We start from the raw sequence: 24463 nt of genomic DNA on the forward strand, positions 1-24463 counted from the left end.
CGGTGCCGCACGACGGCCAACAAGAACAGGCCGAACGGCTGCACAAGGTCATGGCTCGTGCCGGCGTCGCCAGTCGCCGCGTGTGCGAGGAGATGATCGCTGCGGGGCGCGTCACGGTCAACGGCACGATCGCCCGGATCGGGGATCGCGCGGGACCGGCCGACCGGATCGAGGTCGATGGTGCCGTCGTCATCTGGGACACGGCGATGGTCCATTACCTCGTGAACAAGCCGAGCGGTGTGCTCAGTGCAGCATCGGACGACCGCGGCAGGCGTTGCGTGACCGACTTGGTGCCGACCGCGGAGCGCGTGTACCCGGTCGGGCGGTTGGATGCCGAATCCGAAGGGCTGATCATCGTCACCAACGACGGTGAGCTGACGCACCGGCTGACGCATCCGTCATGGGGAGTCGACAAGGAGTATCTCGTTCACGTGGACGGGGTGCCTGCGCGCGGGGCGCTGGCGCAACTGCGCACGGGCATCGAACTCGACGACGGGCCGACCGCGCCCGCAGTCGTGTCGATGCCGCAGCCGTCGGTGCTGCGGATCGTGATTCACGAGGGCCGCAACCGCCAGGTCCGGCGGATGTGCGATGCCGTGGGCCATCCGGTGCTGCGGTTGGTGCGGACTCGCATCGGGCCGCTCACCGATCCGGCGTTGCGTCCCGGTGAGCACCGATCGCTCACTGCCGACGAGGTCCGCGAGCTGCACCGCGCCGCAAGAGGCTGAGCCGGCAGGCGAAGCCGTGGCCCGAGCGGCCCGTATCCAAGAGGAATTGGGAACAAGAGCGGGAAACAATGGGCGCCGCATCGGGCGCATCCGCTCGCGCAGCAGAGCGCTGCGTCTTGGCCGGCGCGGGGTGCTGTTCGGCGTCTTCGCTGTGTCACATGCAGCGACCACAATGGACGTGACGCACGGAGGGCCTGTGGCATGACCGACCCGAACCGTTGCCAGCACATGGGAGCACGCGGATGAGCCTCGCTGAGACGTACCGGCTGTCGGGGCGATACACGGACGACAGCGGCACCACGTTCATGACCGGGCTGCAAGCGCTGGCTCGTCTGCCGATCGAGCAGCTGCGCGCCGACCGGCGCGCCGGGATGCGCACAGCGGCATTCGTGTCGGGCTACCCGGGCTCGCCCCTCGGCGGATATGACGCCGCCGTCGAGGCTGCCCGGAGCGCAACCGATCTGCCCATTGTCCACTCGCCTGCTGTCAACGAGGAGCAGGCTGCGACCGCGGTCATGGGCAGCCAGCTGGCCACCACCCGACCCGATGCCACCTACGACGGTGTGGTCGGGCTGTGGTACGGCAAGGCACCAGGTGTCGACCGGGCGACCGACGCGCTGCGGCATGCGGTGTTCGCCGGCGCTGATCCCCGCGGCGGCGCGGTGGCCATCGCCGGCGACGACCCCGCAGCCAAGAGCTCCACGATCCCGTCAAGCTCAGCCGGCTCGATGGCCGACCTGCACATCCCGGTGCTGTACCCGGGCACGCCCGCCGAGGCGCTCGACCTCGGCCGCCATGCCATAGCGATGTCCCGGACGACCGGGCTCTGGACAGGCCTCAAGATCGTGGCCGACGTGGCGGACGGTGCCGCCACGGTGCTGCTGGATCCTGACCGGTTCGACCCGGTCATCCCGCTCGTCGACGGCAAGCCCTACCGTCACCGGCCCGACGGCTACCTCCTCACCCCGCACACGGTCGACATCGAACGCGAGATTGTCGAGGTCCGCTACAAGCTGGCCATTGCCTACGCAGCGGCCAATCGTCTGAACGACGCCGCCGTCGACCCGACGGATGCCTGGATTGCCATCGTGGCGTCGGGCATCACCTACCGCGAAGTGCGCGAGGCGTTGCGACGGCTGGGTCTCGGCAGCGACGATGCGGTTCGGGACGCCGGCATCCGGCTGGTGCGGATGGGCATGCCGATTCCCTTCAGCGCCGAGCGAGCGCGCCACTTCGCCCGCGGGGTCTCGGAGATGTTCGTGATCGAGGAGAAGAGCCCCAACATCGAATCGCTGCTGAAGGACGCGCTCTACAACCAGTCGCACCACCCCCGCATCGTCGGCAAGACCGACGAGCACGACCGGACGCTGCTCGGCTCCTACAGTGCGCTGGCCGCCGACGACCTCATCGGGCCGCTGCGCGGGCGGCTGGAGGCTCGCATCGGCGATCGGCTGGCGCCTGCGCAGCCCGAGCGTGTGCGCATCGAGCTGCCGCTGGCGCCCGGCCAGAGCCGCTCGCCGTACTTCTGCTCGGGCTGCCCGCACAATCGCTCCACCGAGGTGCCCGACGGCGCCCTGGTCGGTGCCGGCATCGGCTGCCACACCATGGCGCTGTTCATGGAGCCCGAGCGGGTCGGCGACATCGTGAGCGTGACCTGCATGGGCCAGGAGGGCACGCAGTGGATCGGCATGTCGCCCTTCGTGGAGACGCAGCACATCTTCCAGAACCTGGGTGACGGCACCTACTTCCACAGCGGTCAGCTGGCCATCGCCGGTGCGGTGGCCTCCGGCACCAACATCACCTACAAGCTCCTGTGGAACAGAGCCGTCGCCATGACGGGCGGGCAGGACCCCGCCGGGCAGCTCGAGGTGCCCGATGTTGCGGCCGGCCTGCTGGCGGGCGGCGTGGCCAGGGTGCTCGTCACCACCCACGATCCCGCTGCCTATCGCGGCCGCGCGCTGCCTGCCGGTGTCGAGGTGTGGCACCGCGATCGCCTGATCGAAGCCCAGGAGATGCTGGCCGGCATCGACGGCGTCACGGTGCTGATCCACGATCAGCAGTGCGCGGCCGAAGCGCGCCGGGGCCGCAAGCGCGGCACCCAGCCCACGCCGACCAAGCGCGTGCTGATCAACGAGCGCATCTGCGAGGGCTGCGGCGACTGCGGCGCCAAGAGCAACTGCCTGTCGGTGCAGCCTGTCGACACGTTCTTCGGCCGCAAGACCCGCATCGATCAGACGTCGTGCAACCTGGACTATTCGTGCCTGGACGGCGACTGCCCGTCGTTCATGACCATCAGCGAGCCGGGGCCGTTCCGTGCGGCGGTGCGCGAGATGCTGGCGCCGCTGCGGCGCAAGCCGGCGGCGGGCGGCGGTGATGGCGCCGGCACTCGGCCTCAGCCGCCCGCTGAACTGCCCGATCCGGTGCCGCTCGTGGGTCCCGATGAGGTGTCGGTGCGCATGTGCGGGATCGGCGGGACCGGTGTGGTGACGGTGAACCAGGTGCTCGGCACAGCGGCGATGTTCGACGGCTTCGAAGTACGGGGCCTCGACCAGATCGGTCTGTCGCAGAAGGCGGGCACCGTGGTGGGCGACCTGCGGCTGAAGCGGATCGGCGGGCCGGCCACCGCACGCCTCGGCAGCGGCCAGGCCGACGTCATCGTGGCCTTCGATCTGCTCGTGGCGGCATCAGCGGCGGGCCTCGACGTCGCCGACCCGACCCGGACGATGGTCGTCGGCTCGACGTCGCCGACGCCGACGGGCGCCATGGTCGCCGATCCCAGCATCGAGGCGCCCGCGACCTCGGAGCTGCTCGAGCGGGTGGCTGCGGTCACCATCGACGGCAGGCAGCACTGGGCCGATGCCGCCTCGCTGGTGACGGCACTGTGCGGCTCTGCAGTGACAGCGAACGTGTTCGTCGTGGGTATGGCTGTCCAAGCGGGTGCGCTGCCGATCGCACCGGCCAGCGTGGAGGCGGCAATCGAGCTGAACGGTGTCGCTGTCGCTCAGAACCTCGCTGCGTTTCGCTGGGGCCGGACGATGATCTGCGATCCGGCGGCGGTGACGGCAGCCGCCGCGCAGCTCCCTGCCGGTGCAGCGGGCCACCCGGGCGGCGCCGAAGGCGCCGGTGTGCACAGTGCCGAAGGCACTGGTGTGCACAGTGCGGTTCCGGAGCACTTGTCGGCCCGCGTCGACGCGCTGGTCGACGGGCTGGCCCGCGGGGGACCCGCGAGCGACCTCGATGGGCTCCGCGCAGGACTGTGCCGGTATGCGGCCGAGCTGTGTGCCTACCAATCGGACCGGCTGGCAGCGCAATTCCTCGACGCGGTCGAACGGGCAGCCACAGCGGATGGGTCCGCAGGGGACGGCTCTGGCCGGTTGACAGCCGCGGCCGCGGCAGGGCACTTCAAGCTGATGGCGTACAAGGACGAGTATGAGGTCGCCCGGCTCATGATGGATCGGCAGGCACATGCAGCGGCACGGGACTTGGCGGCGTCGGTCGGCGGCATAGTGTCGTGGAGCCTGCACCCGCCGCTGCTGCGAGCGCTCGGGCGCACCGGCAAGGTCCGGTTCTCGATGGCGTGGCGGCCGCTGTTCGTGCTGCTGGCGCGTGGCAAGCGCCTTCGCGGTCGCTGGTGCGATCCGTTCGGCCGCACCGAGGTCCGCCGCACCGAGCGTGCATTGCCAGGCGAGTACGCAGCGGCGCTCGAGGCGGCACTCGAAGCGCTGGAGCGGGATGCGGGCGCGGCCCGCTACGAGCAGGCCGTCGCCGTCGCTGGGCTGGCCGAGTTGGTGCGGGGCTACGAGGAGGTGAAGATGGCCACCGTCGCGACGTTCCGCTCGGAGCTGGCGACCCATGTCGCCGGACTGGCGCCGCCCGGCTGAGGCACCGCCGCCCGCGGACTCCCGTGGCCCACACCGGCGACGGTGAGGGCCATCGGTACCCTTCGTTCCGTGGCCTCGAGTCCCGCTGAAGCGACCCCGCCGTCGACGCGTGCCGACCCGCCCTCGGGTCGCGCCCAAGTGGTGGGCACGGGCTTGATCGGCGGATCGGTCGCAGCAGCATTGCGCAAGTCGGGCTGGCATGTCACGGGGCGCGACGCCGTCGGCGGCCATGCCCAGCGAGCACTCGAGCTTGGCTGTCTCGATGCTGTCGGCACCGATCCGGAGGCGACGTTCTGCGTCGTGGCGGTTCCCGCCGCGATGCTGGCCGATCAGGTTGCCGCCGTACTCGCAGACACTGCCGCCGCGGGCGCTGTCGTGACCGACACGGGCAGCGTGAAGACGCCCGTCGCCCGCGCCATCGCCGATCCTCGCTACGTACCGGGTCATCCGATGGCCGGTTCGGAACAGGAGGGCATCGAAGGGGCGAACCCGGACATGTTCGCCGGCGCCGTGTGGGCCCTGACGCCGAATGAGGCCACCGACGACCACTCCCTGCGTGCGTGCCGCGCCGTGCTGGCGGGCTTCGGATCCGATGTCGTGACGATGACGCCCGAACGGCACGATGCGCTCGTCGCGGTGGTGAGCCACGTGCCGCACCTCACCGCCGCATCGCTGATGTGCCTGGCCGACGATCGAGCCCTCGACGACGCACCGCTGCTGCGCCTGGCGGCCGGCGGGTTCCGGGACATGACCCGGGTCGCTGCTGGTCACCCGGGCATCTGGCTGGACATCTGCGGGGAGAACCGCGATGCCATCGTGAACGTGCTCGACGAGCTGTCCGAGCGCCTGAGCGAGATGCGCGACGTGGTAGCGGAAGCAGACCGTGACGGCTTGCGTGCCGTGCTCACCCAGGCACGACGCGCCCGCACCAACCTGCCGTCCCGGTATGTGCGCCCGCAGGAACTGCTGGAAGTGCGGGTGCCGATCCCGGACAGGAAGGGCCAGATTGCTGCCATCACCATGCTCGCTGCGGATTGCGATGTGAATGTGGCCGACATCGAGGTGGCCCACTCGCCCGAAGGGTCCGAAGGCGTGCTCGTGCTCGTGGTGGCACGCACCGAGGCGCAGCGTTTTCTGGCGGCGCTGGCCGGGCAGGGATATCACCCCACCACACGCGATCTGGCATGAGCACCGGGCATGTCATCGGGGTCATCGACCCTTTCACCAACGGCGCGTCGGGCTCGGCGCTGCTGCCGGGATCCAAGAGCATCACGAACAGGGCAGTGCTGTGCGCCGCATTGGCGCAGGGGCGCAGCACCCTCGACGGGGTCCTGTTCGCGGACGACACCGAGGCGATGATCGAGGCCGTCACGGCCCTGGGCGCAGTGGTGCGCGTCAACCGCGGCAAGCGCCGGCTCGTCATCGACGGCATCGGCGGCCGGCGTTCGGAGTCCCACGACGCTGGTGACGAGCCGATCATGGTCCACGCGCGGTCATCGGGCACCACAGCACGCTTCATCCTGCCGGTCGTCGCGGCGCTCGGCGGCCGCTGGCTGCTCGACGGCGACCCCCAGCTGCGCGCGCGTCCGCTGGACGATCTGCTCGCGGCACAGCGCTCGCTGGGCGTCGAGGTGCACGAGCTCGGCGAGCACGGCTGCCTGCCGATCGAAGTGAAGTCTGCCGGCGCCGAGGCGCTGCTGCGTCATGTGCGCATCCGCGCCGATGTGTCCAGCCAGTTCGCCACAGGACTGCTGCTCGCGGGTCCGGTGCGCGGCGGCATCCATGTGGAGATCGACGCTGAGTTCGACACCGTGAGCCGGCCCTACATCGACATGACCGTGTCGGTCATGGAGGCCTTCGGCGCCAACGTCGTCGTACCCAGCCCTGATCGCTACGTGGTGACCGAGGGCAGCTACCGCGCTGCTCGCTACCCGATCGAGCCGGACGCGTCTGCCGCCAGCTACGTCTGGGCCGCCGCGGCGCTGTGCGGCGGCGAGGTGCGTGTGGACGGACTCGGCAGCCACAGCATCCAGGGCGACGTGCGCTTCGCGGAAGTTCTCGGCGAGATGGGAGCCGACGTCACCATCAGCGACGACGCCACCACCGTCGGCGCACCGCCGGACGGGGTGCTGCGGGCAGGCACCTTCGACTTGCGCGACTTCTCTGACACGGCCCAGACGCTGGCGGCTGTGGCGGCGTTCGCCGACGGCACGACCAGCATCGAAGGCATCGGCTTCATCCGCCGCAAGGAGACCGACCGCATCGCCAACACGGCAGCCGAGCTCGCCAAGCGTGGCGTCGACGCGACTGCCGAGCTTGACGGCATCACGGTGCGTGCCAACCCATTCGGCCTGCGAGCGGGCTTGGTGGACTGCCACGGAGACCATCGCATGGCGATGGCGATGTCGCTCATCGGTCTGCGGGTGGCCGGGATCGACATCGACGATCCTGACTGCGTCGCCAAGACGTTTCCCGACTTCTACGACGTGCTGGAGACGCTCAGAGCCTCGCCGGAGATGCACTCGGCACCGGAGGTTCCGGTGATCGCGATCGACGGCCCCGCCGCCTCCGGCAAGTCCAGCGCGGCTCGTGCGGTGGCGGCCGAGCTCGGCATGGACTACCTCGACACCGGCGCCATGTACCGGGCGGTGGCCTGGGCGGCTCTCGGGGCCGGAGTCGACCTCGATGACCTCGCAGCGGTGGCGAAGATCGCGCGCACAGCGCAGATCGAGATTTCCACCGCGAGCGGCGCGCAGCAGGTCACCGTCGACGGCGTCGATGCCACAGCGGCAATACGCAGCGCAGAGGTGGATCGCAGCGTCAGCGTGGTGGCCGCCAACCCGCAGGTGCGCTGGGTGCTGACCCGGCGCCAGCGTGACTGGGCCAACCGCGTGGGCGGGGGAGTGATGGAGGGCCGCGACATCGGCAGCGTGGTCTTCCCCGATGCGATCCTGAAGGTGTTCCTCACCGCCACTGCGGGCGAGCGGGCCCGCCGCCGGCTGGTCCAGCAGGCTGTGGGGGCTGGCGGTACCGGCCATGCAATGCCACCCGACGATGCAGTCGCAGCGCTGGCCGCCGAGCTGAGCGAGCGCGATGCGCTCGACTCGGGCAGGGCCGACTCGCCGCTGCGGGTAGCGCCCGGGGCGGTCGTTGTCGACACGAGCGAGCTGTCCGAGGACGAGGCTGTCGAGACCATCACTGCGTTCTACCGCCGCGCTACCGGACCCCAGGCGCCGACGCGCATGAACCATCTCGAGGGCCGATGAACGGACCCAGCGGGCCTGAAACCGAGCTGCGCGACGGGCCGCTCAACATGGCCGTCTACAAGATCATGAAGTACGCCATCTGGGGTGTGTTCCGAGCCTGGAACCGCATCTCCGTGGACGGCCTGGCGAATCTGCCCGACGGCCCGTGCGTGTGGGTGCCCAACCACCGCAGCTACATCGACACGCCCATCCATGCCGCGATTCCTGCGCGGATGCGGGTAATGGGCAAAGACTCGATGTGGAAGCACCGCTTCCCGGGCTGGCTGTTCACCACGATCGGCTGCTTCCCGGTGAACCGTGATGCACCTGATCGGGCCGCATTGCGCACAGCACTGGATGCGCTGCAGTTCGGCGACAGTCCGGTCGTGATGTTCGGTGAGGGCGAGCGCAAGGACGGCCCGCGCGTGCTGCCGCTCATGGACGGTCCGGTGTACCTGGCGGCGCGGGCGCAGGTCCCGATCGTGCCGGTCGGGATCGGGGGCACCGCCGCAGCCATGCCCCGGGGCGCCAGGTTCATGTATCCGCGGCGAATCAAGTTCATCATCGGCGATCCGATGGACCCGCCAGCGCCAGGACCGAGCGGGCGAGTCTCCCGTCGGGCCATCCGCGAGACCACCGAAGAGCTGCGCGAGCGCATCCAAGAGGTCTTCGACCGCGCCCAAGCCGACGTCGGCACGCCCAACGTGCGCTGACGGCGCGGTGTCGCCTCAGCGCTCGGTGGTGACCAGCGCAGCGAGAACGCCGCTGGCCGCCGTCGTCCTGTCTGCTGCACCCAGTCGTGCGCCCGCGGGCACGGCCAGGCTGGCATGAACGGCGGCCTCCATGGCGCCCAGCAGGTCTCGCAGCTCGCGGGGCGGGGGGAAGTACTCGTCCTCGTCGGTGATCGTGACCTGGGTGGTGCCCTGGACCGGTGCGAGCCGCTCGATCACGGCGTCCACCAGTTCTTCGGGCGCCGATGCGCCGGCGGTGACCCCGATGGTGCCATGCAGGTCGTCGGGGAGCTCGGCGGCGGCGTTCACCCGCAGCACGCGCTCGCAGCCCGACTCGACGGCGACCTTGGCGAGCGCCATGGTGTTGGAGGAGTTGGCCGACCCGATCACCACGACAGCGTCGCATTCGGGTGCGAGGTGCTCGAGGGCGCTCTGGCGATTGGTGGTGGCAAAGCAGAGGTCCGAGCGTCCCGCCATCCAGACGTCGCCGAAACGTGCCTTGGCAGCATCGGCCACATCGGCCCAGTCACGATGACTGAGCGTCGTCTGGGCCAGCACCGCGACCGGTGCCTCGGTGTCGTCGAGCCCCTCGACGTCGGCAGGCTCGGAGACCAGCGAGATGGCGTCGGGCGCCACGGCCATGGTCCCGACGGCTTCGTCGTGTCCCTCGTGCCCGACGTACACCACTTGGAAGCCCTTGGCGGCGCGTACGCGGACCTCGTGATGCACCTTGGTGACAAGCGGGCACACCGCGTCCACCACGTAACCGCCGCGCTGACGGGCCTGTTCCACCACTTCGGGTGCCGAGCCGTGTGCTGACAGCATGAGCGGCCGACCGGGCGGTACCTCGGCGACGTCGTCGACGAACACCACGCCGAGTCGCTCGAAGCGATCCACCACGAGGCGGTTGTGGACGATCTCGTGGTAGCAGTACACCGGCGGCGGGAACGAGCGAACGAGCCAGGCGAGCGCCTTGATGGCCATCTCGACGCCGGCGCAGAAGCCGCGAGGCGCTGCCAGCAGCACCTGGTCCACAGCCACGGCTTGGACGATACCGACGAGGTGAGAGGTTCCTATCCTGAACGTGTGCGCGGGCTGCAGAACCTCCTCATTGCGTCACTTGATGCTCCCCGCTCTTGTTCGCTCCGCTCACGGGCCGCTCGGGCCACGGCTTCGCCGTTCGGCTCAGCCTCTTGACCTATGTCCCGGCCGGTTGTGGTGGCGGTGGAACCCGGCTCGGCGGCCGAGACCGCCGGGCTGGCCCCCGGCGACGAGGTGGTGTCGATCTCCGGTGTCACACCTACTGACGTGATTGCCTGGCAGCTGCTGCTCGATGAGGCCGATCCCACGCTGGAGGTGGTGCGCGACGGGCACGAGATCGCCATGGACATTCCGAAAGACGCCGGCGTCCCGCTCGGCGCTGAGGTGAATGCCGCGATCTTCGATCGGGTGCAGACCTGCGACAACCACTGCGAATTCTGTTTCATCTACCAGTTGCCGCCCGGGCTGCGCCGGAGTCTCTACCTCAAGGACGACGACTACCGGCTGTCGTTCCTGTACGGCAACTTCACGACGCTGACCCGCTTCACTGAGCTGGACCTGGAGCGAGTGCTGGACGAGCGCTTGTCACCGCTGTACGTGTCGATTCATGCCACCGATCCTGTGGTGCGGGCTCGGATGCTCCGCAATCCGCGTGGCGGGACCAGCCTGCGATGGCTGAGCGCGTTGCTCGACGGGGGCATCGAGGTGCACGGGCAGGTGGTGGTGTGCCCGGGCGTGAACGACGGGCAGGTGCTGGCCGACACGCTGGCAGGCGTGCTGGACCGCTACCCGTCGCTGGCCACGCTGGCGGTAGTGCCGCTCGGGGTCAGCTCCCACCAGCGGGAGGCGGCCATGCGCCCCCACACCGCTGCGGAGGCTGCGGCGGTCGTGGACCTCTGCGACGAGTGGCAGCAGCGTTATCTGGACGTGCTCGGCCGCCGCCTGGTATTTGCTGCCGATGAGTACTACCTGCTCGCAGACCGCGACTTTCCGGCGGCATCGACCTATGGCGGCTTCCCGATGCACGAGGACGGCATCGGCATGGCGCGGGCGTTCGAGCAGGAGTTCTGGGCGGTCGGCGAGCGTACGCCAGACGGGGGCATCAGGCAGCGTGCGCCGGCCGCTGGATTCTTCTCGTGGGTGGATGGGGCACCAGCGCAGGGCTACCGCGCAGTACGGATGCCCGGGCACGGCGCGAACCGCAGCGGCGAGATCGACGTTGACGGTCTGCCGCTCAGTCTCGGGCCGACGCCGATGCCAGTGGCCGTGACACTGTCGGGGTCACCCCGCCATGGCCCATCTGGAACGATCCGTCCGATCAGCCCTGAACCCACCGGGCAGCCCATCGGGATCCTGACGGGAACCTACGGAGCTGCAGTGCTGGCGCCGTTGGTGAGCCGGTGGAACGCCCAGGCCATGCCCGAACAGTGCGGGAGTGCGGCTGCGGCGCGGGTCATCGAGGTGCCCAACAGGTTCTTCGGCGGCAACATTGGCGTGACAGGCTTGCTCGCCGGAGCGGACATCGCAGCCACGCTCGAAGACGAGCCAGCCTCTCACCGCTACCTGCTGGCCGACGTGTGCCTGTCGGGCGGGAAGTTCCTCGACGGCGTGACGCCCGCCGAGCTGCCCCGGCTTGTCGAGATCGTCCCGACCAACGGCAGCGCCTTGCGGGAGCTGCTCGACGCCGCGGCGGGCGTCGAGCCCGGACGTGCTGCCGATGAACCGTCGGCACGCCGGCCGGCGGGGGCACCGCAATGAGCGCCAGCCTGCCCGTCGTCGGGATCGTGGGCCGGCCAAACGTCGGCAAGTCCACGCTGTTCAACCGGCTCGTCGGGCGTCGTGAGGCCGTGGTGGCTCCCGAGCCCGGCGTGACGCGGGACCGCAAGGCAGCCGAGGCCGCTTGGCGCGGCCACCCCTTCATTGTGGTCGACACCGGAGGGTGGTCTGCAGACGGCGACACGCTCGACGGCAAAGTGTCCGAGCAGAGCGAGCGCGCGATGGACGATGCCGATGTGCTGCTGCTGGTGGTCGACGTCACCGTGGGCATCACCGAGCCCGACGCCCGTCTCGCTGCATTGCTGCGGCGCAGAGGCCGACCGACCCTGGTGGTTGCCAACAAGGCCGACAGCCGAACGCGTGACGACGGGCGGTGGGAGTTCAATCGACTAGGGCTCGGAGAAGCCTGGGCAGCGTCGGCCCTGCACGGCCGCAACGTCGGCGATGTGCTTGATCGGTTGCTGGACCTGCTCGATGTCGATGCTGACGTTGATGGAAACGACCCCTCCGCCAGCATTCCCGGCAGCCCCGACGGGGCCGCGAATCCTGCCGAAGGCACAGATCCAGGCTGTGACGAGTTCGCCAGCGAGGACGAGGTCCCCGTCGAAGGCGAAGCGGCCGTGCCCGCAGTGGCGATCGTGGGCCGGCCCAATGTCGGCAAGTCGACCCTGTTCAACCGGCTCATCGGCGACGAACGATCGGTCGTGCATGACCGGCCCGGCACGACCCGCGACACCATCGACACCCTCGTGGAGACCGAGGCGGGCCCGGTGCGATTCGTGGACACCGCAGGCATGCGCCGCAAGGCCCGGGTCGACGCGGACACTGAGTACTACGCCAACTTGCGGGCGCTGCGGGCTATCGACGCCTGCGACGTGTCGCTGCTGGTCATCGACGCCACCGAAGGCGTGACCGCACAGGACCAGCGTCTCGCCGAGCGCATTGACGCCGCCGGCTGCCCGATAGTGGTGCTGCTCAATAAGTGGGAGACGCTGGATGCCGAGCATCGTGAACGCGTCTTGGGAGAGCTGGCGCGTCGCCTGCACTTCGTCGGCGAATCACCTGTGTTGCGTATCAGCGCGCTGACGGGTCGAGGCGTGCACCGGCTGGTGCCCGCCGTCTCCGCTGCGATGGAGGCGTACGAGTCCAGAGCGCCGACCGCCAAGGTGAACGAGATCGTCCAGCTCGCGCAGTCCGCACAGCCGGCACCCGGAGGAGCACGGGTGCTGTACGCCACCCAAGCCGCAACACAGCCGCCGACGTTCACGCTGTTCGTCAACCGGGAACTCCCGGCCACCTACCTGCGATACCTCGAGCGCCGCTTGTCCGAAGAGCTGGGCCTCGCCAAAACGCCCCTCAAGCTGCGAGTGCGCCGACGATGAGGCCGCTGTCCAGACGCGGGGCGGCTCCCACCGACCAGCGGCAGAATCGCCGCCCCTCGCTGGGCGAACCTGTCCATCCAGGCAGGCATCAGAGCAGCAAAGACGACCAACCCCAACAACGGGGTGCGGGGGCACCGTGGCATTTCTGGCTCGTTGTGGTGATGGCGACCGTGTACTTGGGCTGGCGTGCGGTCGAAGGCGTCGTGTGGCTGATCCAGTGGATCGGCTGAGTGGCTCGCTGATGAACTTCCGATCCAGCCCAGCCGGTATCGTGCCTGCGGTACGGGCTGTGGCGCAGTCTGGTTAGCGCACTGGTCTGGGGGACCAGGGGTCGGAGGTTCAAATCCTCTCAGCCCGACCACGGCGGGGTGTGTCATGGCAAAGGACGTGCCCGCGGTTGCTCCGGGCGGAAATGTGAGACGACGGCTCGCCACGGGTGTCTTTGCATTTGAAGGCGACGACTCCGATGCGGATCTCCGTCAGCAGTTCGGCGTGGCCACGCTCCTGCAGACTGTCCGCGAGCTCAGCGGCCTGAAGTTCATCCGGCGTGACATCGGCACGGCGCCCGAGCTCTTCTACTACGTCCGCAAATGGACCCAGCAGCGCTACCGCGACTATCAGATCGGGCACTTCGGATTTCACGGCAAGCCGGGAGAGCTCTGGCTGAGCGGCTCGACCAAGGTGACGCTGGAGGAGCTCGCCGACGTGCTCGACGGACGGGCCGGTGGACGGATCATCTACTTCAGCTCGTGCGAGATCATGGGCAGCGACGATGCGGCCTTGCGGCGATTCCAGCAGCGGTCCGGAGCCACGGCGGTGATCGGATTCCTCGAGCGCGTCGGGGGCAGCCTGGAACTCCCGGCATTCGAGCTGCTGCTGCTGCAGGCGCTGAACGACGACGTCAGGATGGACGCCGTCGAGGAGCGCCTCCGCAGTCAGCATCCCTATCTGTGCGAACTGCTCGGCCTCAAGATCATCAACTGATCGCCCAGTGTTCCCGGAGGGCCGCACGGAGCATCACACGGCTGGTGAGCACGGTGTCACAATGTGCCTGACGGAGCGAAGGGAGCGCTGATGAGCGAGACGGCGACAGAACATCGCAAGCCTGAGATTGCGATCCTGCCGGAGCCAGGACGGGTCACCGTCCGGGTGGACGGAGTGGTCGTGGCGGATTCGACTGCCGCCGTGGTGCTGACTGAGGGGCGGCTGCCGCCGCGTCACTACCTGCCGGCCTCAGACGTGATGACGGAACTGCTCCACCCGACCGTGCTGTCCACGCACTGACCGTGGAAGGGCGATGCCAGCTACTGGTCAGTAGCAGTGAATGGTCAGCGCTACGACGATGTCGTGTGGTCCTATCCCGATCCCATCCCTGAGATGGCGGAGATCGCCGGGCTGATGAGCTTCTATGCCGAGCGTGACAAGGTGGACCAGACCGTCACGTGACGATTGCGTGCGCTGCGCGCGTCACGATCGCATGCATCAATTGAGCGTGGCGGCTAGTTCCAGCGCGTCCTCCCACGACGGGTGAGACGCCAGGAGCCGGCGGAATCGCACGAACGGCCGGATCGCGTTCAGCGCCATCACCGCGCTCAGGCGGCCATCACGCCGGTAGCCGGCCACGAAGGAGCGGTCTGCATCTCGACTGCCCGAGTCTTGGCTGCCCGAAGCGGGACCGGCTTCGGCCGAGCCGACGAGCACTTCAACGTCGTCGTCGGCGTCCGGGTGCCCGGCGATCTGGATGCGGGCGTCATATTGATCCGACCACACAAATGGCACCGAGTTGTAGGGCTGCGCCTCCGCCGGAGCCACCAGATTGCGGCCCACCGCCATGCCGTGCTCTACCGCTGCCGTCCAGTGCTCGACCCGGATCGGACGGTCGCCGTGCCATGGGCTGAGCCACCCGTTGGGCGCACGCGCCACATCACCGACGGCGTAGACGCCCGGGGGGCCGCAGCACAGCGTCTCATCGCAGACCACGCCGTTGTCGATCCGCAGTCCTGAACCTTCCAGCCACGCCGTGTTCGGCACCACTCCGATGCCTACCACTGCCAAGTCGGCCTCGACACGGCTGCCGTCAGCCATGGCGACCGCTTCGACGCGGTCGGTTCCCAGAACGCCGTCCACCCCGACGCCCAGTCGCAGTTCCACACCGTTCTGGCCGTGCAGAGCACCGACGCGCGTGCCCATGTCGGCGCCCAGCCCGCGCACCAGCGGGGCCGAGGCCGCTTCGATCACCGTCACTTCGCAACCCCGGGCCTTGGCCGAGGCCGCTACCTCAGAGCCGATGAAGCCGCCGCCTACTACGGCGACTCGCGCGCCCGCGTCGAGGCCTTCACGGATGGCCTGCGCGTCGTCGAGGGTCCGCAGCGTGTGCACGCCGGCGAGGTTCCCGACTCTGGGCAGCGGCCGAGCTGCAGCGCCGGTCGCAATGACGAGGCCGTCGAAGGGCACCGTCTCGGCGGTCCCGCCCGCCGCTGGGGCGATGGCGACCGTACGGGCCTCGGTGTCGAGGCCGACGGCGTGCGTGCTCAGCATGACCTCCGCGTCGAGTTCGTCGTAGGCGCCATCGGGATCCAGGGCCAGTGAACCCGGGTCCTGATCGCCGGTGAGGAACTCCTTGGAGAGGGGAGGCCGGTCGTAGGGGAGATGCGGCTCGGCACCGATCAGCGTCAGCGGTCCGTCATGGCCCGCAGAGCGCACGCTGTGCGCGGCACGCGCACCCGCCAGGGAAGCGCCGACGATGACAATGCGATTCGGTGTGTTCGACACGCGAGCAGTGTGTCATCTCTGAGAGAGAACAAGACTGGCGGCACAGCCCTGACGCGGGCAGACCGCGCGGCGGCGCGTTGGCGGTGGTCCTGTAAGAGGCCAGTTGCCAAGGGATCGGACCAAGGCGCGCAGTACCGATCCGACCGCGCTATAACTGTTCCTCACACCTGTAATTACAACAGTGTGATTCAAGCAGTTGTCGTGGCCTGCAAACACCCGGGGCGGCGCTGCAATCGGCGGGATGAGAGGGACGAGGCCGGCATGAACATCGCACGTCGCACAGTGCATCCCACAGTGCATCTCGGTGCCTGTCCACATCAGGATGCGGGCAGATGAGCGTCACCGAGGCGCCGACGAAGGACACGCAGCAGCAAACCACAGACACACCCGGCATGCGCGTGCAGAAACGCGACGGCTCCATGCAGGCCGTGGATGTCAACAAGATCGTGCGTGCCGTCGAACGTTGCGCCATCGAGCTAGGCGGCGTCGACCCCATGCGGGTCGCGACACGCACCATCTCAGGTCTCCATGACGGCGCCACTACCACCGAGCTCGACGAGCTGTCCATTCGCACAGCCGCCGCGCTGATTTCTGAGGAACCGAACTACTCGAAGCTGGCCGCCCGCTTGCTGGCCACTTACATCGACAAGGAAGTCCAGAACCAGAACATCTACTCGTTCAGCCAGTCCATATCCGAAGGCGGCGAGTGCGGGCTCATCCACCCCGATGTGGTGGCATTCGTGGCTGCGAATGCCCGCAAGCTCAACGATGCCGTCCTGTCCGGGCGCAACGGCGGCTTCGAATTCTTCGGGCTCCGCACCGTCTACGACCGCTACCTGCTGCGCCATCCCGAGCGCCGAACGGTCATCGAGACGCCGCAGTACTTCCTGCTCCGGGTCGCCTGCGGCCTGTCGCAGACGGCTGAAGAGGCCATCTCGTTCTACGAGCTCATCTCCAGCCTGCGGTACCTGCCGTCGTCGCCCACGTTGTTCAACTCGGGCACGGCCCATCCGCAGATGTCGTCGTGCTACCTGCTCGACAGTCCCACCGATTCGCTCGAAGGCATCTACGACCGCTATTCCGACATCGCCAAGCTGTCGAAGTTCGCCGGCGGCATCGGCGTGGGCTGGCACCGGGTGCGGTCACGCGGCTCGCTGATCAGCGGCACCAACGGCCTCTCGAACGGCATCGTGCCGTGGCTCAAGACGCTCGACTCGTCGGTTGCTGCCGTGAACCAGGGCGGCCGGCGCAAGGGGGCTGCGTGCGTGTATCTCGAGTCGTGGCACGCTGACATCGAGGAATTCCTGGAGCTGAAGGACTCCACCGGCGACCATGCCCGTCGCACCCACAACCTGAACCTGGCGAACTGGGTGCCCGACGAGTTCATGCGCCGGGTCGAGAACGACTGGCAATGGTCTCTGTTCGATCCCAAGCAGGTGCCGCATCTCACCGACCTGTACGGCGACGAGTTCACCGATGCATACCGCGAGGCCGAAGCGAGTGGCCAGTACGAACGGCAGGTATCGGCCCGCGAGCTCTACAGCCGCATGATGCGCACGCTCGCCCAGACCGGCAACGGCTGGATGACCTTCAAGGACGCCTCGAACGCCAAGTCCAACCAGACCGGTGAGCCTGGCAATGTCATCCACCTGTCGAACCTGTGCACGGAAATCCTGGAGGTCACCAGCGACGCCGAGACGGCGGTCTGCAATCTCGGCTCGGTCAATCTCGCCAAGTTCGTGCGCGACGACCACGACAACGCCAAGACCGTCGACTACGAGGCACTGGGAGAGGTCGTGCGGACAGCGGTGCCCTACTTGGACCGCGTCATCGACATCAACTACTACCCGACGCCCGAGGCCGCCCGGTCGAATGAGCGCTGGCGTCCCGTCGGGCTGGGCGTCATGGGCCTGCAGGACGTGTTCTTCCAGCTCGGCCTCGACTTCGACTCGCCCGAAGCAGTCGAGATTGCGGCCCGGATCGCCGAAGAGATCTACTACTGGGCGGTCTGGTCGAGCTGCGAGCTGGCTCGCAAGCACGGTCCGCATGCAGCATTCGGCGACACACGCGCGGCAGCAGGGCAGCTGCAGTTCGATCTGTGGGGCGTCGAGCCGTCTCAGCCTCAGCGCTGGGCAGAATTGCGAGAGCGGATCGGCCAGCACGGACTGCGCAACTCGTTGCTGGTGGCGGTGGCACCCACGGCCACCATCGCGTCCATCGCTGGCTGCTACGAGTGCATCGAACCGCAGGTGTCGAACCTGTTCAAGCGCGAGACGCTCTCGGGCGAGTTCATGCAGATCAATCGCTACCTGGTGCGCGAGCTGCAGCAGCGCGGCCTGTGGAGCGAGGCCATGGCCAACAAGATCAAGATGTCCGAGGGTTCTGTGCAGAACATCGCGGAGATCCCTGATGACCTCCGCTCCGTGTATCGCACGGCGTGGGAGCTGCCTCAGCGGGCGCTCATCGACATGGCCGCAGCACGCGGCGCCTTCGTCGACCAGAGCCAGTCGCTGAACCTGTTCATGGAGAGCCCCAACATCGGAAAGCTCTCCTCGATGTACATGCACGCCTGGAAGTCGGGCCTGAAGACCACCTACTACCTGCGCTCCCGTCCAGCCACCCGCATCAACCAGACCACCACCGACTCCGCGCCCGATGCGGCTCTGCCGTCTCGGCAGGGAACGGTCGCAGCGATGCCTGACGCTGCGGCGGCCGAGGCCGTTGCGTGCTCGCTCGAGAACCCCGAGACCTGCGAAGCCTGCGAATGAGGCATCGCTGACACCAAGAGGCCCACGACCGACAGAGGATCCTCATGGCACTCGTCCAGTCAGAACCCGAATTCGTCCCACCTCTCAGTGACCCGGCGTCTGGCAGCGCGCCCGCGGTCGACCCCGCTGGCGACGGGGCGCTCAAGCGCGGCAACATCCTGGACCCGGGCTTCGAGCTGACACTCCGGCCGATGCGGTACCCGCAGTTCTTCGACATGTACCGCGATGCCATCCGTAACACGTGGACGGTCGAGGAGATCGATTTCTCCGACGACATTGTCGACCTGAACCGCAAGCTGGCGCCCGCCGAACGGCACCTCATCAACCGGCTCGTGGCGTTCTTCGCCACCGGCGACTCGATCGTCGCGAACAACCTGGTGCTGAACCTGTACCAGCACATCAACAGCCCTGAGGCTCGTATGTATCTGAGCCGGCAGCTGTACGAGGAAGCGCTGCACGTGCAGTTCTACCTGACGCTGCTCGACCACTACATCCCAGACCTGAACGAACGGTCAGCGGCATTCGCGGCCATTGAGAACATTCCCTCGATTGCCGCCAAGGCAGATTTTTGCTTCCGCTGGATGGACAGCGTGTGGTCGCTGGACCAACTCTCGACCGCAGAGCACCGCAAGGCCTTCGTGCTGAACCTCATCTGCTTCGCTGCATGCATCGAGGGGCTCTTCTTCTTCGCAGCCTTCGCCTACGTGTATTTCCTGCGGTCGAAGGGGCTGCTGAATGGCTTGGCTGCCGGCACGAATTGGGTGTTCCGGGACGAGTCGGCACACATGAACTTCGCTTTCGAGGTGGTTCGCACGATCCGGGCCGAGGAGCCCGAGCTGTTCGACCAGGATCTCGCCGACCGGATCCGGCAGATGATCACTGAGGCGGTCGACGTCGAGACGCAATTCGCGCACGATGTGCTGTCCGGCGGCGTGGCGGGAATGTCGGTGACCGACACCCGGGCGTATCTGGAGTTCGTGGCTGACCAGCGGCTCGCCCAGCTCGGCTTGGCGAAGGAGTACGGCTCGAAGAATCCCTTCTCGTTCATGGAACTGCAGGACGTACAGGAGCTCACGAATTTCTTCGAGCGCACCGTCGCCAGCTACCAGGTGGGCATCGAAGGCGAGGTCGCCTTCGACGAGGACTTCTAGGCGAGGTCGCCGGCGTCGGTCGATCCACAGCCTCAGCGGGAGTCAGCCGATCAGTTCGAGCGAATGCTGAGGGGCGCGGCGTTTGGGTTTGCGCTGGGGCGCGGGTTCGGCGGCGTGTGCGGGGTCGGGGGGTGCGAGCCGGTAGCGGCCGTCTCGGATGGTGACTTGCCAGTTGTGGTCGTGGATGAGGTCGTGGCAGCGCCAGCACACCAGCACGAGGTTGTCGAGGCGGGTCTTGCCGCCGCGTTGGCAGGGTGTGATGTGGTGGGCTTCGCATTCGCCCGGCGGTTCACCGCAGCCGATGCACGCCCCGTCGCGGGCGATCAACGCACGTCGTTGTGCCGCAGTAGGGGCTCGGCTGGCGACAGTCTCATACAGCGGTGTGAGGTTGTCGCCGAAGATCTCGACCGAGACGTCGGCGTTGCAGGCCAGCCGTTGCAGGGTGTCGGGCGGGATCGGGCCGATTCCGCAGATCTCGGCGACGCCGCCCGGCGTGCCGACGAATGCTGCGAGGTCGGCTCGCACGATGATCTCCGCAGCCGTCGCCTTGTGCCCGACGGACGGCTGCGGCCCGGCTTCGGCAGTGTGCTCGCCTCGAGCTTGCGGCCCGACGCGGTGGACGCCGTCGGTCTCGCAGTCGCCACGAGCGATGGTGGTGTCGCTCTTTGGCGGCGCCAGGAGGTTCGTCTGGGGAGTTTGTGTCGACTCGCTCGTGCCGGCGGGCTCGCTGCGCGGTGTTGGGGTATCGGCGGCGTGCGTCGCTGCCGCGCTGTTGGCGAGGAGTGTGTCGAGGGCGTCGGCCATGCGCTGGTCGCGTGTGCGCACGGCCGCTTCAGGCACGGAGCCAGCGTCGCTGTCGCCACCGTCACGGGCTGTCCCCGGGGGCTGCGAGTGGGTCTGGCGACGCCGGTCTGCTTGGCGGAGCAATTCGGCCTGACGGCGAAGGCGCTGTTGGATGCGGGCGCCCATCTCGGCATCGAACGAACCGCGCATCTGCACTGAGCCGTCTTCGCCGTTCCAGAACCGCACGCTGCGGTTGCGCCGATTGCGACGATGCTGCGCGGCGAGATCGTCGGCGCTCTGGTGCCGGATCGTCCAGCGCTGCGCAGCCTGCGCGAATTCGTCCTCGGGGAGCGTCTTGGCCATCTGGACCAGCTCGGGATCTGCCTGCACGGCGTCGGGGCTGGTCTTGCGCGCCGCCTGCGCCAGTTTGGAGGCATTCGCGAGGCAGATCTCACCCTCCGAGACCGCAGTGCGAGCCTCAGGCAGCACTGCGAGTTCCGCGTCGGTGCGGACGTTGCGGGCGGCCTCGGAACGCGACCGCCCGCCGACCTGATTCAGCAGTCCCGCGCCGCCGTCGCCGTGACGCTCTCGCTGGGCGACCGCCGAAGCGGCTTTGGTCTCCAGCAGCTCGACGCGAGAGCGCAGCTGCTTGGCCATCTCGAGCGTGCGGCGCAGCTCGCCGGTGGGCGCCGCTTGGACGCCGTCGAGCGCTGCGACGAGGCATTCGAGCGCCTGCTGCACCTGCGAGAACATACGTTCATCCTACCGGACACGTGTCACACGAACGCTCCCATATGGATGTTGGTTCATTACAAATCTGTTGCAGATCTTTTCATATTGTTTAAATAATTTCAAATGAGTTCAAGTAAGTTTCGATCAAAAATGAAATCGTGCCGCTGGCCCGGCCGATGGACGCGGCAACGATCGCGGCGGCGCGGGCGGTCGCCCAGGCAGCGGAGATTGACCCGGCGGTGTATGCCGGAGAGTCCGGCGGGGATACGGATCGCTCAGCTACCGAAGCGTTCCGGGCGGGTGGCCCGGCGCTCGCAGGCCGCCTCGCGTTCATTTCGAGACGACCACCGACTTCGCGACCTTGTCGTGCAGCCCCTGTCGTGCGGAATTGCCGAAGATGCTGAGCACTTCGACGAGCCAGAACACCCATGTGGCCACCCACAGGATCGTCCAGAGCGCGAAGGCCGTGTCGTTCAAGTTCGGCGCGGCGATCAGCACGATGTAGTACAGACCTCCGAAGAGCGTGGGAAGGTCGATCAGGACACCGCGCACCGTCGCTGCCGACCAGCCAACCAAACTGGTCCCGTCGTCGCTCGTGCGCACTCGGAGACTCATCACCAGCTTGCCCGGGGTAGCTCCCTTTGCGCCGACGAAGCCGATCTCGAAGATGCCTCGCAGCAATGCCGTCAGGCCGAAGAACAGCGTCCCCAATGCCCTGCCGGACCAGTCCTCACCGATGCTCGTCGTCAGGAGAATCGTCGCGACGACCGCGACGATCAGGGTGTGGATCGCCCAGTCGATCAAGCGCGCAGCCAGGCGTCTCCACGCCGAAGGACGCTCGGCCGCCTGTTCGGCGCGCTCGCCTGGCGCTGCCTGCCCGGTGTGATCGTCTGACTCAGCGTTCATGGTGTTGTCTCCTTGTGTCGAGTGCTGTTTTGCCTGCCCACGCTCAACGAGCGTCGGGGTCGGGTGCGGCCAGGGCGCGTACGCCACTTGAATCACCGTCTTGGTATCCGATGAACACGGTGCCGTTGTGGACGGCGAACCCTCGATGGTCGCCGCCGGCGACGACGGCCCGGGTCGTCCACAGCAGCTCGCCGGTGGCCGCGTTGACCGCGTAGAGCTCCTGACGCGTCGATGCCGCTGCATACAGCACCCCGTCGTCGAGCACCATCGCGCCTGGAGAGGCGTCGACATCGGGCAGCCTCCACAGCTCTGCGCCGGCGGATGCGTCGAGGGCTGCCAGGCCCTCCCACAGGTCCACGATGTACAGCGTGTCGCCGGCTGCGAGCGGCGTGCCGGTGAGTATCGTGTACGGCGCCGACCACAGCAGCTCGCCGGTGCGAGCGTCGACGGCGTGCAGGCCGTCGACGGCGGCGAGGTACGCACCGTCGGGCCGATCGGGCAGCTCGGCGTGGCCGTACAGCTTCTCGGCTTGATCCCAGTACCACAGCAGCCGTCCGGTCTCGGCGTCCACCACCGTCGGGCAGTAGCCCGTGTCGGCGCCGCGCAGGCACGAGGTCGGCGCAGCCTCGTTGTCGGCTGCATCCGCAGCGTCCACGGTGCCCATGATGCCGAGACTCGATGGCGAGGCATGCGGCTGCGCTGCGGGCATCACCTCGGCGGACCACATGAGCATCCCAGTCTCGGTGTCGAGCGCATGCATCATGCGATCGTCGGAGACGTACAAGCGATCGCCATGCGCCGTCAGGGGAGCCAGCAGCGGCAACCGGCTGGTTCTCACGTCGGATTTCCACAGCTGCACGCCGGTCGCGATCTCGACGGCGACGACGGCGGAGTCGGATGCCTGCCCGGCAGCGAGGTAGAACGCCCTGCCACCCGCCACCGCCGGACGACCGCGCCGGTGCTCGCCGCCCGGGATCTGCCACACGATGTCTCCAGAGAGTGCATCGATCCCGTAGTGGGTCGTCAGGCCGGTGACCAGCACCACGCCGCCGCTGATCACGGCCGGCGTGCTGATCTCACTGCCGACATCGCGAGCCCACATCGTTTCGCCGCTGGCCCCGTCGAGTGCCCACACGGCACCCGAGTAGTCCGTCGCGACGACGAGGTTGCCCCAGACATCCGGCGACACCACGACGGGTGTCGCATCAGAGTTGGTGACTGTCTCCCAGATCCGCTCTGCGTGTTCTGCCTGCAAATCGCCGGCGGCATCGCTCGGGTGGATCCACAGCGTGTAGGACCCGGTTCCGTAGCCACTCACCTCGGCAAAGAAGTGCCCCGAGCTTGGGGCTCGCCAGTACAAGCGAGGCGCCAGCGAATCCCCGGAGTCATCGTTGCCGTCCAGCCATGTCCCCTCGCCGTCATAGAGCGCAAGGATGGGATCCTCCAGCGTTCCTGGCGACACGGTGATCTCATAGAGCTCGCCTCGGGCTGCCTCGAAGGCGAAGTAGTTGGCCTCGCCTTCCTCGAGCAGCCAACCGTCAGCCGGCTGACCCACCCAAGCCCGCGATGCCCCCTCGGTGAGGAATCCCCCGGCGGTCATGTCCACCGCGTCCCAGGGGTCCGCGCTCAGGCATTCGTCGGCGCCTGCGTTTACAACCGCCATCAGATGTGCGTACGCCTCGTCATCGATGTCGTCTGCGTCCTCGACCATCAGCGAGCGGTAGAACTCGGCATAGTTGAAACTCGGCTCGCGCGTGGCATTCACGGCGGCTTGAATCATGCACTCCAGTTCTTCGAACGAGGAGTCGATGGGGATGTACCTCGGCCCCAGTGCGTTGAGCAATACTTCGGCCGATTCGCTGACGCAGCCCATGACCTCCGGCCGCCCCGCATGACGCAGCTCGGCGACGAACTGTTCGGCGTCAGCGTCGTTGTCGAATCGCTGGGGTCGGTGCATCACGCGTGATACGCCGGCGGCGTAGGCCGCGTCGCTCGCGAGCATCTCAGTGCATGACCGTTCGGCGTGCGGGATCGCATAGCCGTGCTGCTCAAAGTCGTGCAGCTCCAAAGTCACGTACACCTGAGCCGCAGTCGCGGGACGCAGGCACGCCCACATCTCATGGGGCCAGCGGTCCTTGCCGAACTCGGCGCCGAACAGCACCGGCCTGATCAGCGGCCACGCTGTGAGATGGGAGACGTCGTCGAGAATCTTGAGTTCGATCAGCCCTTCAGGCACTCCATGGCCGATCTCGTCTTCGATGCACTCGATCTCCGATTCGCCCGCCATGGCCCGCAGGAACTGGAGCCATGTCGTGTCAAGGCCGATCTCGCTGCCGTCCGGGTAGGCAACGGCGGCAGAAGCGCCCTCCGCCCGCAGGGCACCGCTGGCGTGCTGATCGTCTGCCGCGGTGCTGGAACCGAGCTTTGCCTTGGCCGCTCCGACGTCTGTGCTGGTTTCGTCGCCAGCCCTCGCCGAACAGGCCGCTGCGGCGAACACTGCAACGAGCAACAGGGCCACGGCGCTTCCGAAGCGTCCCCGCCGCTCACTCCGGGCAGATGTCATGGCG

Annotated in this window: 15 protein-coding genes, 1 tRNA gene and 1 pseudogene; 12 read left to right on the plus strand and 5 right to left on the minus strand. The window is 67.9% G+C overall.

Going from position 1 to position 24463, the window contains the following annotated elements; translation table 11 throughout:
* The first annotated feature begins 2 nt into the window (after nt 1-2).
* The 5 genes from ACOGI5_RS10795 (at nt 3) to ACOGI5_RS10815 (ending at nt 8567) form a co-directional block, all read left to right on the plus strand.
* A complete protein-coding gene (locus ACOGI5_RS10795) occupies nt 3-728 on the plus strand; it encodes a pseudouridine synthase (RefSeq protein ID WP_419864424.1) in 726 nt (241 codons plus the stop codon).
* 242 nt (nt 729-970) lie between these two features.
* Nucleotides 971-4609 (plus strand): indolepyruvate ferredoxin oxidoreductase family protein, encoded by a 3639-nt coding sequence (locus tag ACOGI5_RS10800; protein ID WP_419864425.1) that lies wholly within the window; start codon nt 971-973, stop codon nt 4607-4609.
* A 69-nt stretch (nt 4610-4678) separates the two neighbouring features.
* On the plus strand, nt 4679-5797 hold the full coding sequence (locus tag ACOGI5_RS10805; RefSeq protein WP_419864426.1) for a prephenate dehydrogenase/arogenate dehydrogenase family protein: 1119 nt from the start codon (nt 4679-4681) through the stop codon (nt 5795-5797).
* Nucleotides 5794-7875 carry a 3-phosphoshikimate 1-carboxyvinyltransferase gene (gene aroA / locus ACOGI5_RS10810; RefSeq protein ID WP_419864427.1) on the plus strand — a complete coding sequence of 694 codons (2082 nt, stop codon included), beginning with the start codon at nt 5794-5796 and terminating at the stop codon, nt 7873-7875. Before ACOGI5_RS10805 ends, aroA begins: the two co-directional genes overlap by 4 nt.
* Nucleotides 7872-8567, plus strand: a complete 696-nt coding sequence (locus ACOGI5_RS10815; RefSeq protein WP_419864428.1) for a lysophospholipid acyltransferase family protein — start codon at nt 7872-7874, stop codon at nt 8565-8567. Before aroA ends, ACOGI5_RS10815 begins: the two co-directional genes overlap by 4 nt.
* A gap of 15 nt (nt 8568-8582) precedes the next feature.
* Here the strand turns inward: ACOGI5_RS10815 and ispH are convergent, their stop codons facing one another.
* Nucleotides 8583-9626, minus strand: coding sequence for a 4-hydroxy-3-methylbut-2-enyl diphosphate reductase (gene ispH / locus ACOGI5_RS10820; protein WP_419864429.1), 1044 nt, complete (start codon nt 9624-9626; stop codon nt 8583-8585).
* Nucleotides 9627-9785: 159 nt separating this feature from the next.
* On the opposite strand from ispH, the gene ACOGI5_RS10825 reads away from it, so the two are divergent.
* From ACOGI5_RS10825 to ACOGI5_RS10845, 5 genes and pseudogenes are all read left to right on the plus strand, one after another.
* Nucleotides 9786-11384 carry a DUF512 domain-containing protein gene (locus ACOGI5_RS10825; protein WP_419864430.1) on the plus strand — a complete coding sequence of 533 codons (1599 nt, stop codon included), beginning with the start codon at nt 9786-9788 and terminating at the stop codon, nt 11382-11384.
* Nucleotides 11381-12784 (plus strand): ribosome biogenesis GTPase Der, encoded by a 1404-nt coding sequence (gene der / locus ACOGI5_RS10830; protein ID WP_419864431.1) that lies wholly within the window; start codon nt 11381-11383, stop codon nt 12782-12784. Before ACOGI5_RS10825 ends, der begins: the two co-directional genes overlap by 4 nt.
* 283 nt (nt 12785-13067) lie before the next feature.
* Nucleotides 13068-13145, plus strand: a tRNA-Pro gene (locus ACOGI5_RS10835).
* Nucleotides 13146-13159: 14 nt separating this feature from the next.
* Entirely contained in the window at nt 13160-13768 is a 609-nt protein-coding gene (locus ACOGI5_RS10840; protein ID WP_419864432.1) for a DUF6642 family protein, read from the plus strand.
* A gap of 90 nt (nt 13769-13858) precedes the next feature.
* A pseudogene (locus ACOGI5_RS10845) lies at nt 13859-14230 on the plus strand (DUF427 domain-containing protein).
* A 36-nt stretch (nt 14231-14266) separates the two neighbouring features.
* Here ACOGI5_RS10845 and ACOGI5_RS10850 read toward each other — a convergent pair.
* Nucleotides 14267-15556, minus strand: a complete 1290-nt coding sequence (locus ACOGI5_RS10850; protein ID WP_419864433.1) for an NAD(P)/FAD-dependent oxidoreductase — start codon at nt 15554-15556, stop codon at nt 14267-14269.
* 332 nt (nt 15557-15888) lie between these two features.
* Here ACOGI5_RS10850 and ACOGI5_RS10855 point away from each other — a divergent pair, with 332 nt between their 5' ends.
* A complete protein-coding gene (locus ACOGI5_RS10855; protein WP_419864434.1) occupies nt 15889-18324 on the plus strand; it encodes a ribonucleoside-diphosphate reductase subunit alpha in 2436 nt (811 codons plus the stop codon).
* A gap of 191 nt (nt 18325-18515) precedes the next feature.
* On the plus strand, nt 18516-19475 hold the full coding sequence (locus tag ACOGI5_RS10860; protein WP_419865472.1) for a ribonucleotide-diphosphate reductase subunit beta: 960 nt from the start codon (nt 18516-18518) through the stop codon (nt 19473-19475).
* A 42-nt stretch (nt 19476-19517) separates the two neighbouring features.
* Here the strand turns inward: ACOGI5_RS10860 and ACOGI5_RS10865 are convergent, their stop codons facing one another.
* The 3 genes from ACOGI5_RS10865 to ACOGI5_RS10875 all read right to left on the minus strand — a co-directional run bounded on the left by ACOGI5_RS10865 (nt 19518) and on the right by ACOGI5_RS10875 (nt 24414).
* Nucleotides 19518-21011, minus strand: a complete 1494-nt coding sequence (locus ACOGI5_RS10865; protein ID WP_419864435.1) for an HNH endonuclease — start codon at nt 21009-21011, stop codon at nt 19518-19520.
* Between the two features lie 309 nt (nt 21012-21320).
* Nucleotides 21321-21896, minus strand: coding sequence for an RDD family protein (locus ACOGI5_RS10870; RefSeq protein ID WP_419864436.1), 576 nt, complete (start codon nt 21894-21896; stop codon nt 21321-21323).
* A gap of 43 nt (nt 21897-21939) precedes the next feature.
* Nucleotides 21940-24414, minus strand: coding sequence for a PQQ-binding-like beta-propeller repeat protein (locus tag ACOGI5_RS10875; protein WP_419864437.1), 2475 nt, complete (start codon nt 24412-24414; stop codon nt 21940-21942).
* Between the last annotated feature and the right edge of the window lie 49 nt (nt 24415-24463).

It is taken from the genome of Candidatus Poriferisodalis sp., from assembly GCF_965208925.1.
Lineage (GTDB): Bacteria > Actinomycetota > Acidimicrobiia > Acidimicrobiales > Poriferisodalaceae > Poriferisodalis.

Excerpts from the sequence above, each read along its gene's own strand:
- aroA (WP_419864427.1), top strand. The coding sequence starts at position 5,794 with ATGAGCACCGGGCATGTCATCGGGGTCATCGACCCTTTCACCAACGGC.
- ACOGI5_RS10825 (WP_419864430.1), top strand. The coding sequence starts at position 9,786 with ATGTCCCGGCCGGTTGTGGTGGCGGTGGAACCCGGCTCGGCGGCCGAG.
- ACOGI5_RS10855 (WP_419864434.1), top strand. The coding sequence starts at position 15,889 with ATGAGCGTCACCGAGGCGCCGACGAAGGACACGCAGCAGCAAACCACA.
- ACOGI5_RS10840 (WP_419864432.1), top strand. The coding sequence starts at position 13,160 with ATGGCAAAGGACGTGCCCGCGGTTGCTCCGGGCGGAAATGTGAGACGA.
- ACOGI5_RS10865 (WP_419864435.1), bottom strand. The coding sequence starts at position 21,011 with ATGTTCTCGCAGGTGCAGCAGGCGCTCGAATGCCTCGTCGCAGCGCTC.
- ACOGI5_RS10860 (WP_419865472.1), top strand. The coding sequence starts at position 18,516 with ATGCGGTACCCGCAGTTCTTCGACATGTACCGCGATGCCATCCGTAAC.
- ACOGI5_RS10800 (WP_419864425.1), top strand. The coding sequence starts at position 971 with ATGAGCCTCGCTGAGACGTACCGGCTGTCGGGGCGATACACGGACGAC.
- ACOGI5_RS10870 (WP_419864436.1), bottom strand. The coding sequence starts at position 21,896 with ATGAACGCTGAGTCAGACGATCACACCGGGCAGGCAGCGCCAGGCGAG.
- ACOGI5_RS10815 (WP_419864428.1), top strand. The coding sequence starts at position 7,872 with ATGAACGGACCCAGCGGGCCTGAAACCGAGCTGCGCGACGGGCCGCTC.
- der (WP_419864431.1), top strand. The coding sequence starts at position 11,381 with ATGAGCGCCAGCCTGCCCGTCGTCGGGATCGTGGGCCGGCCAAACGTC.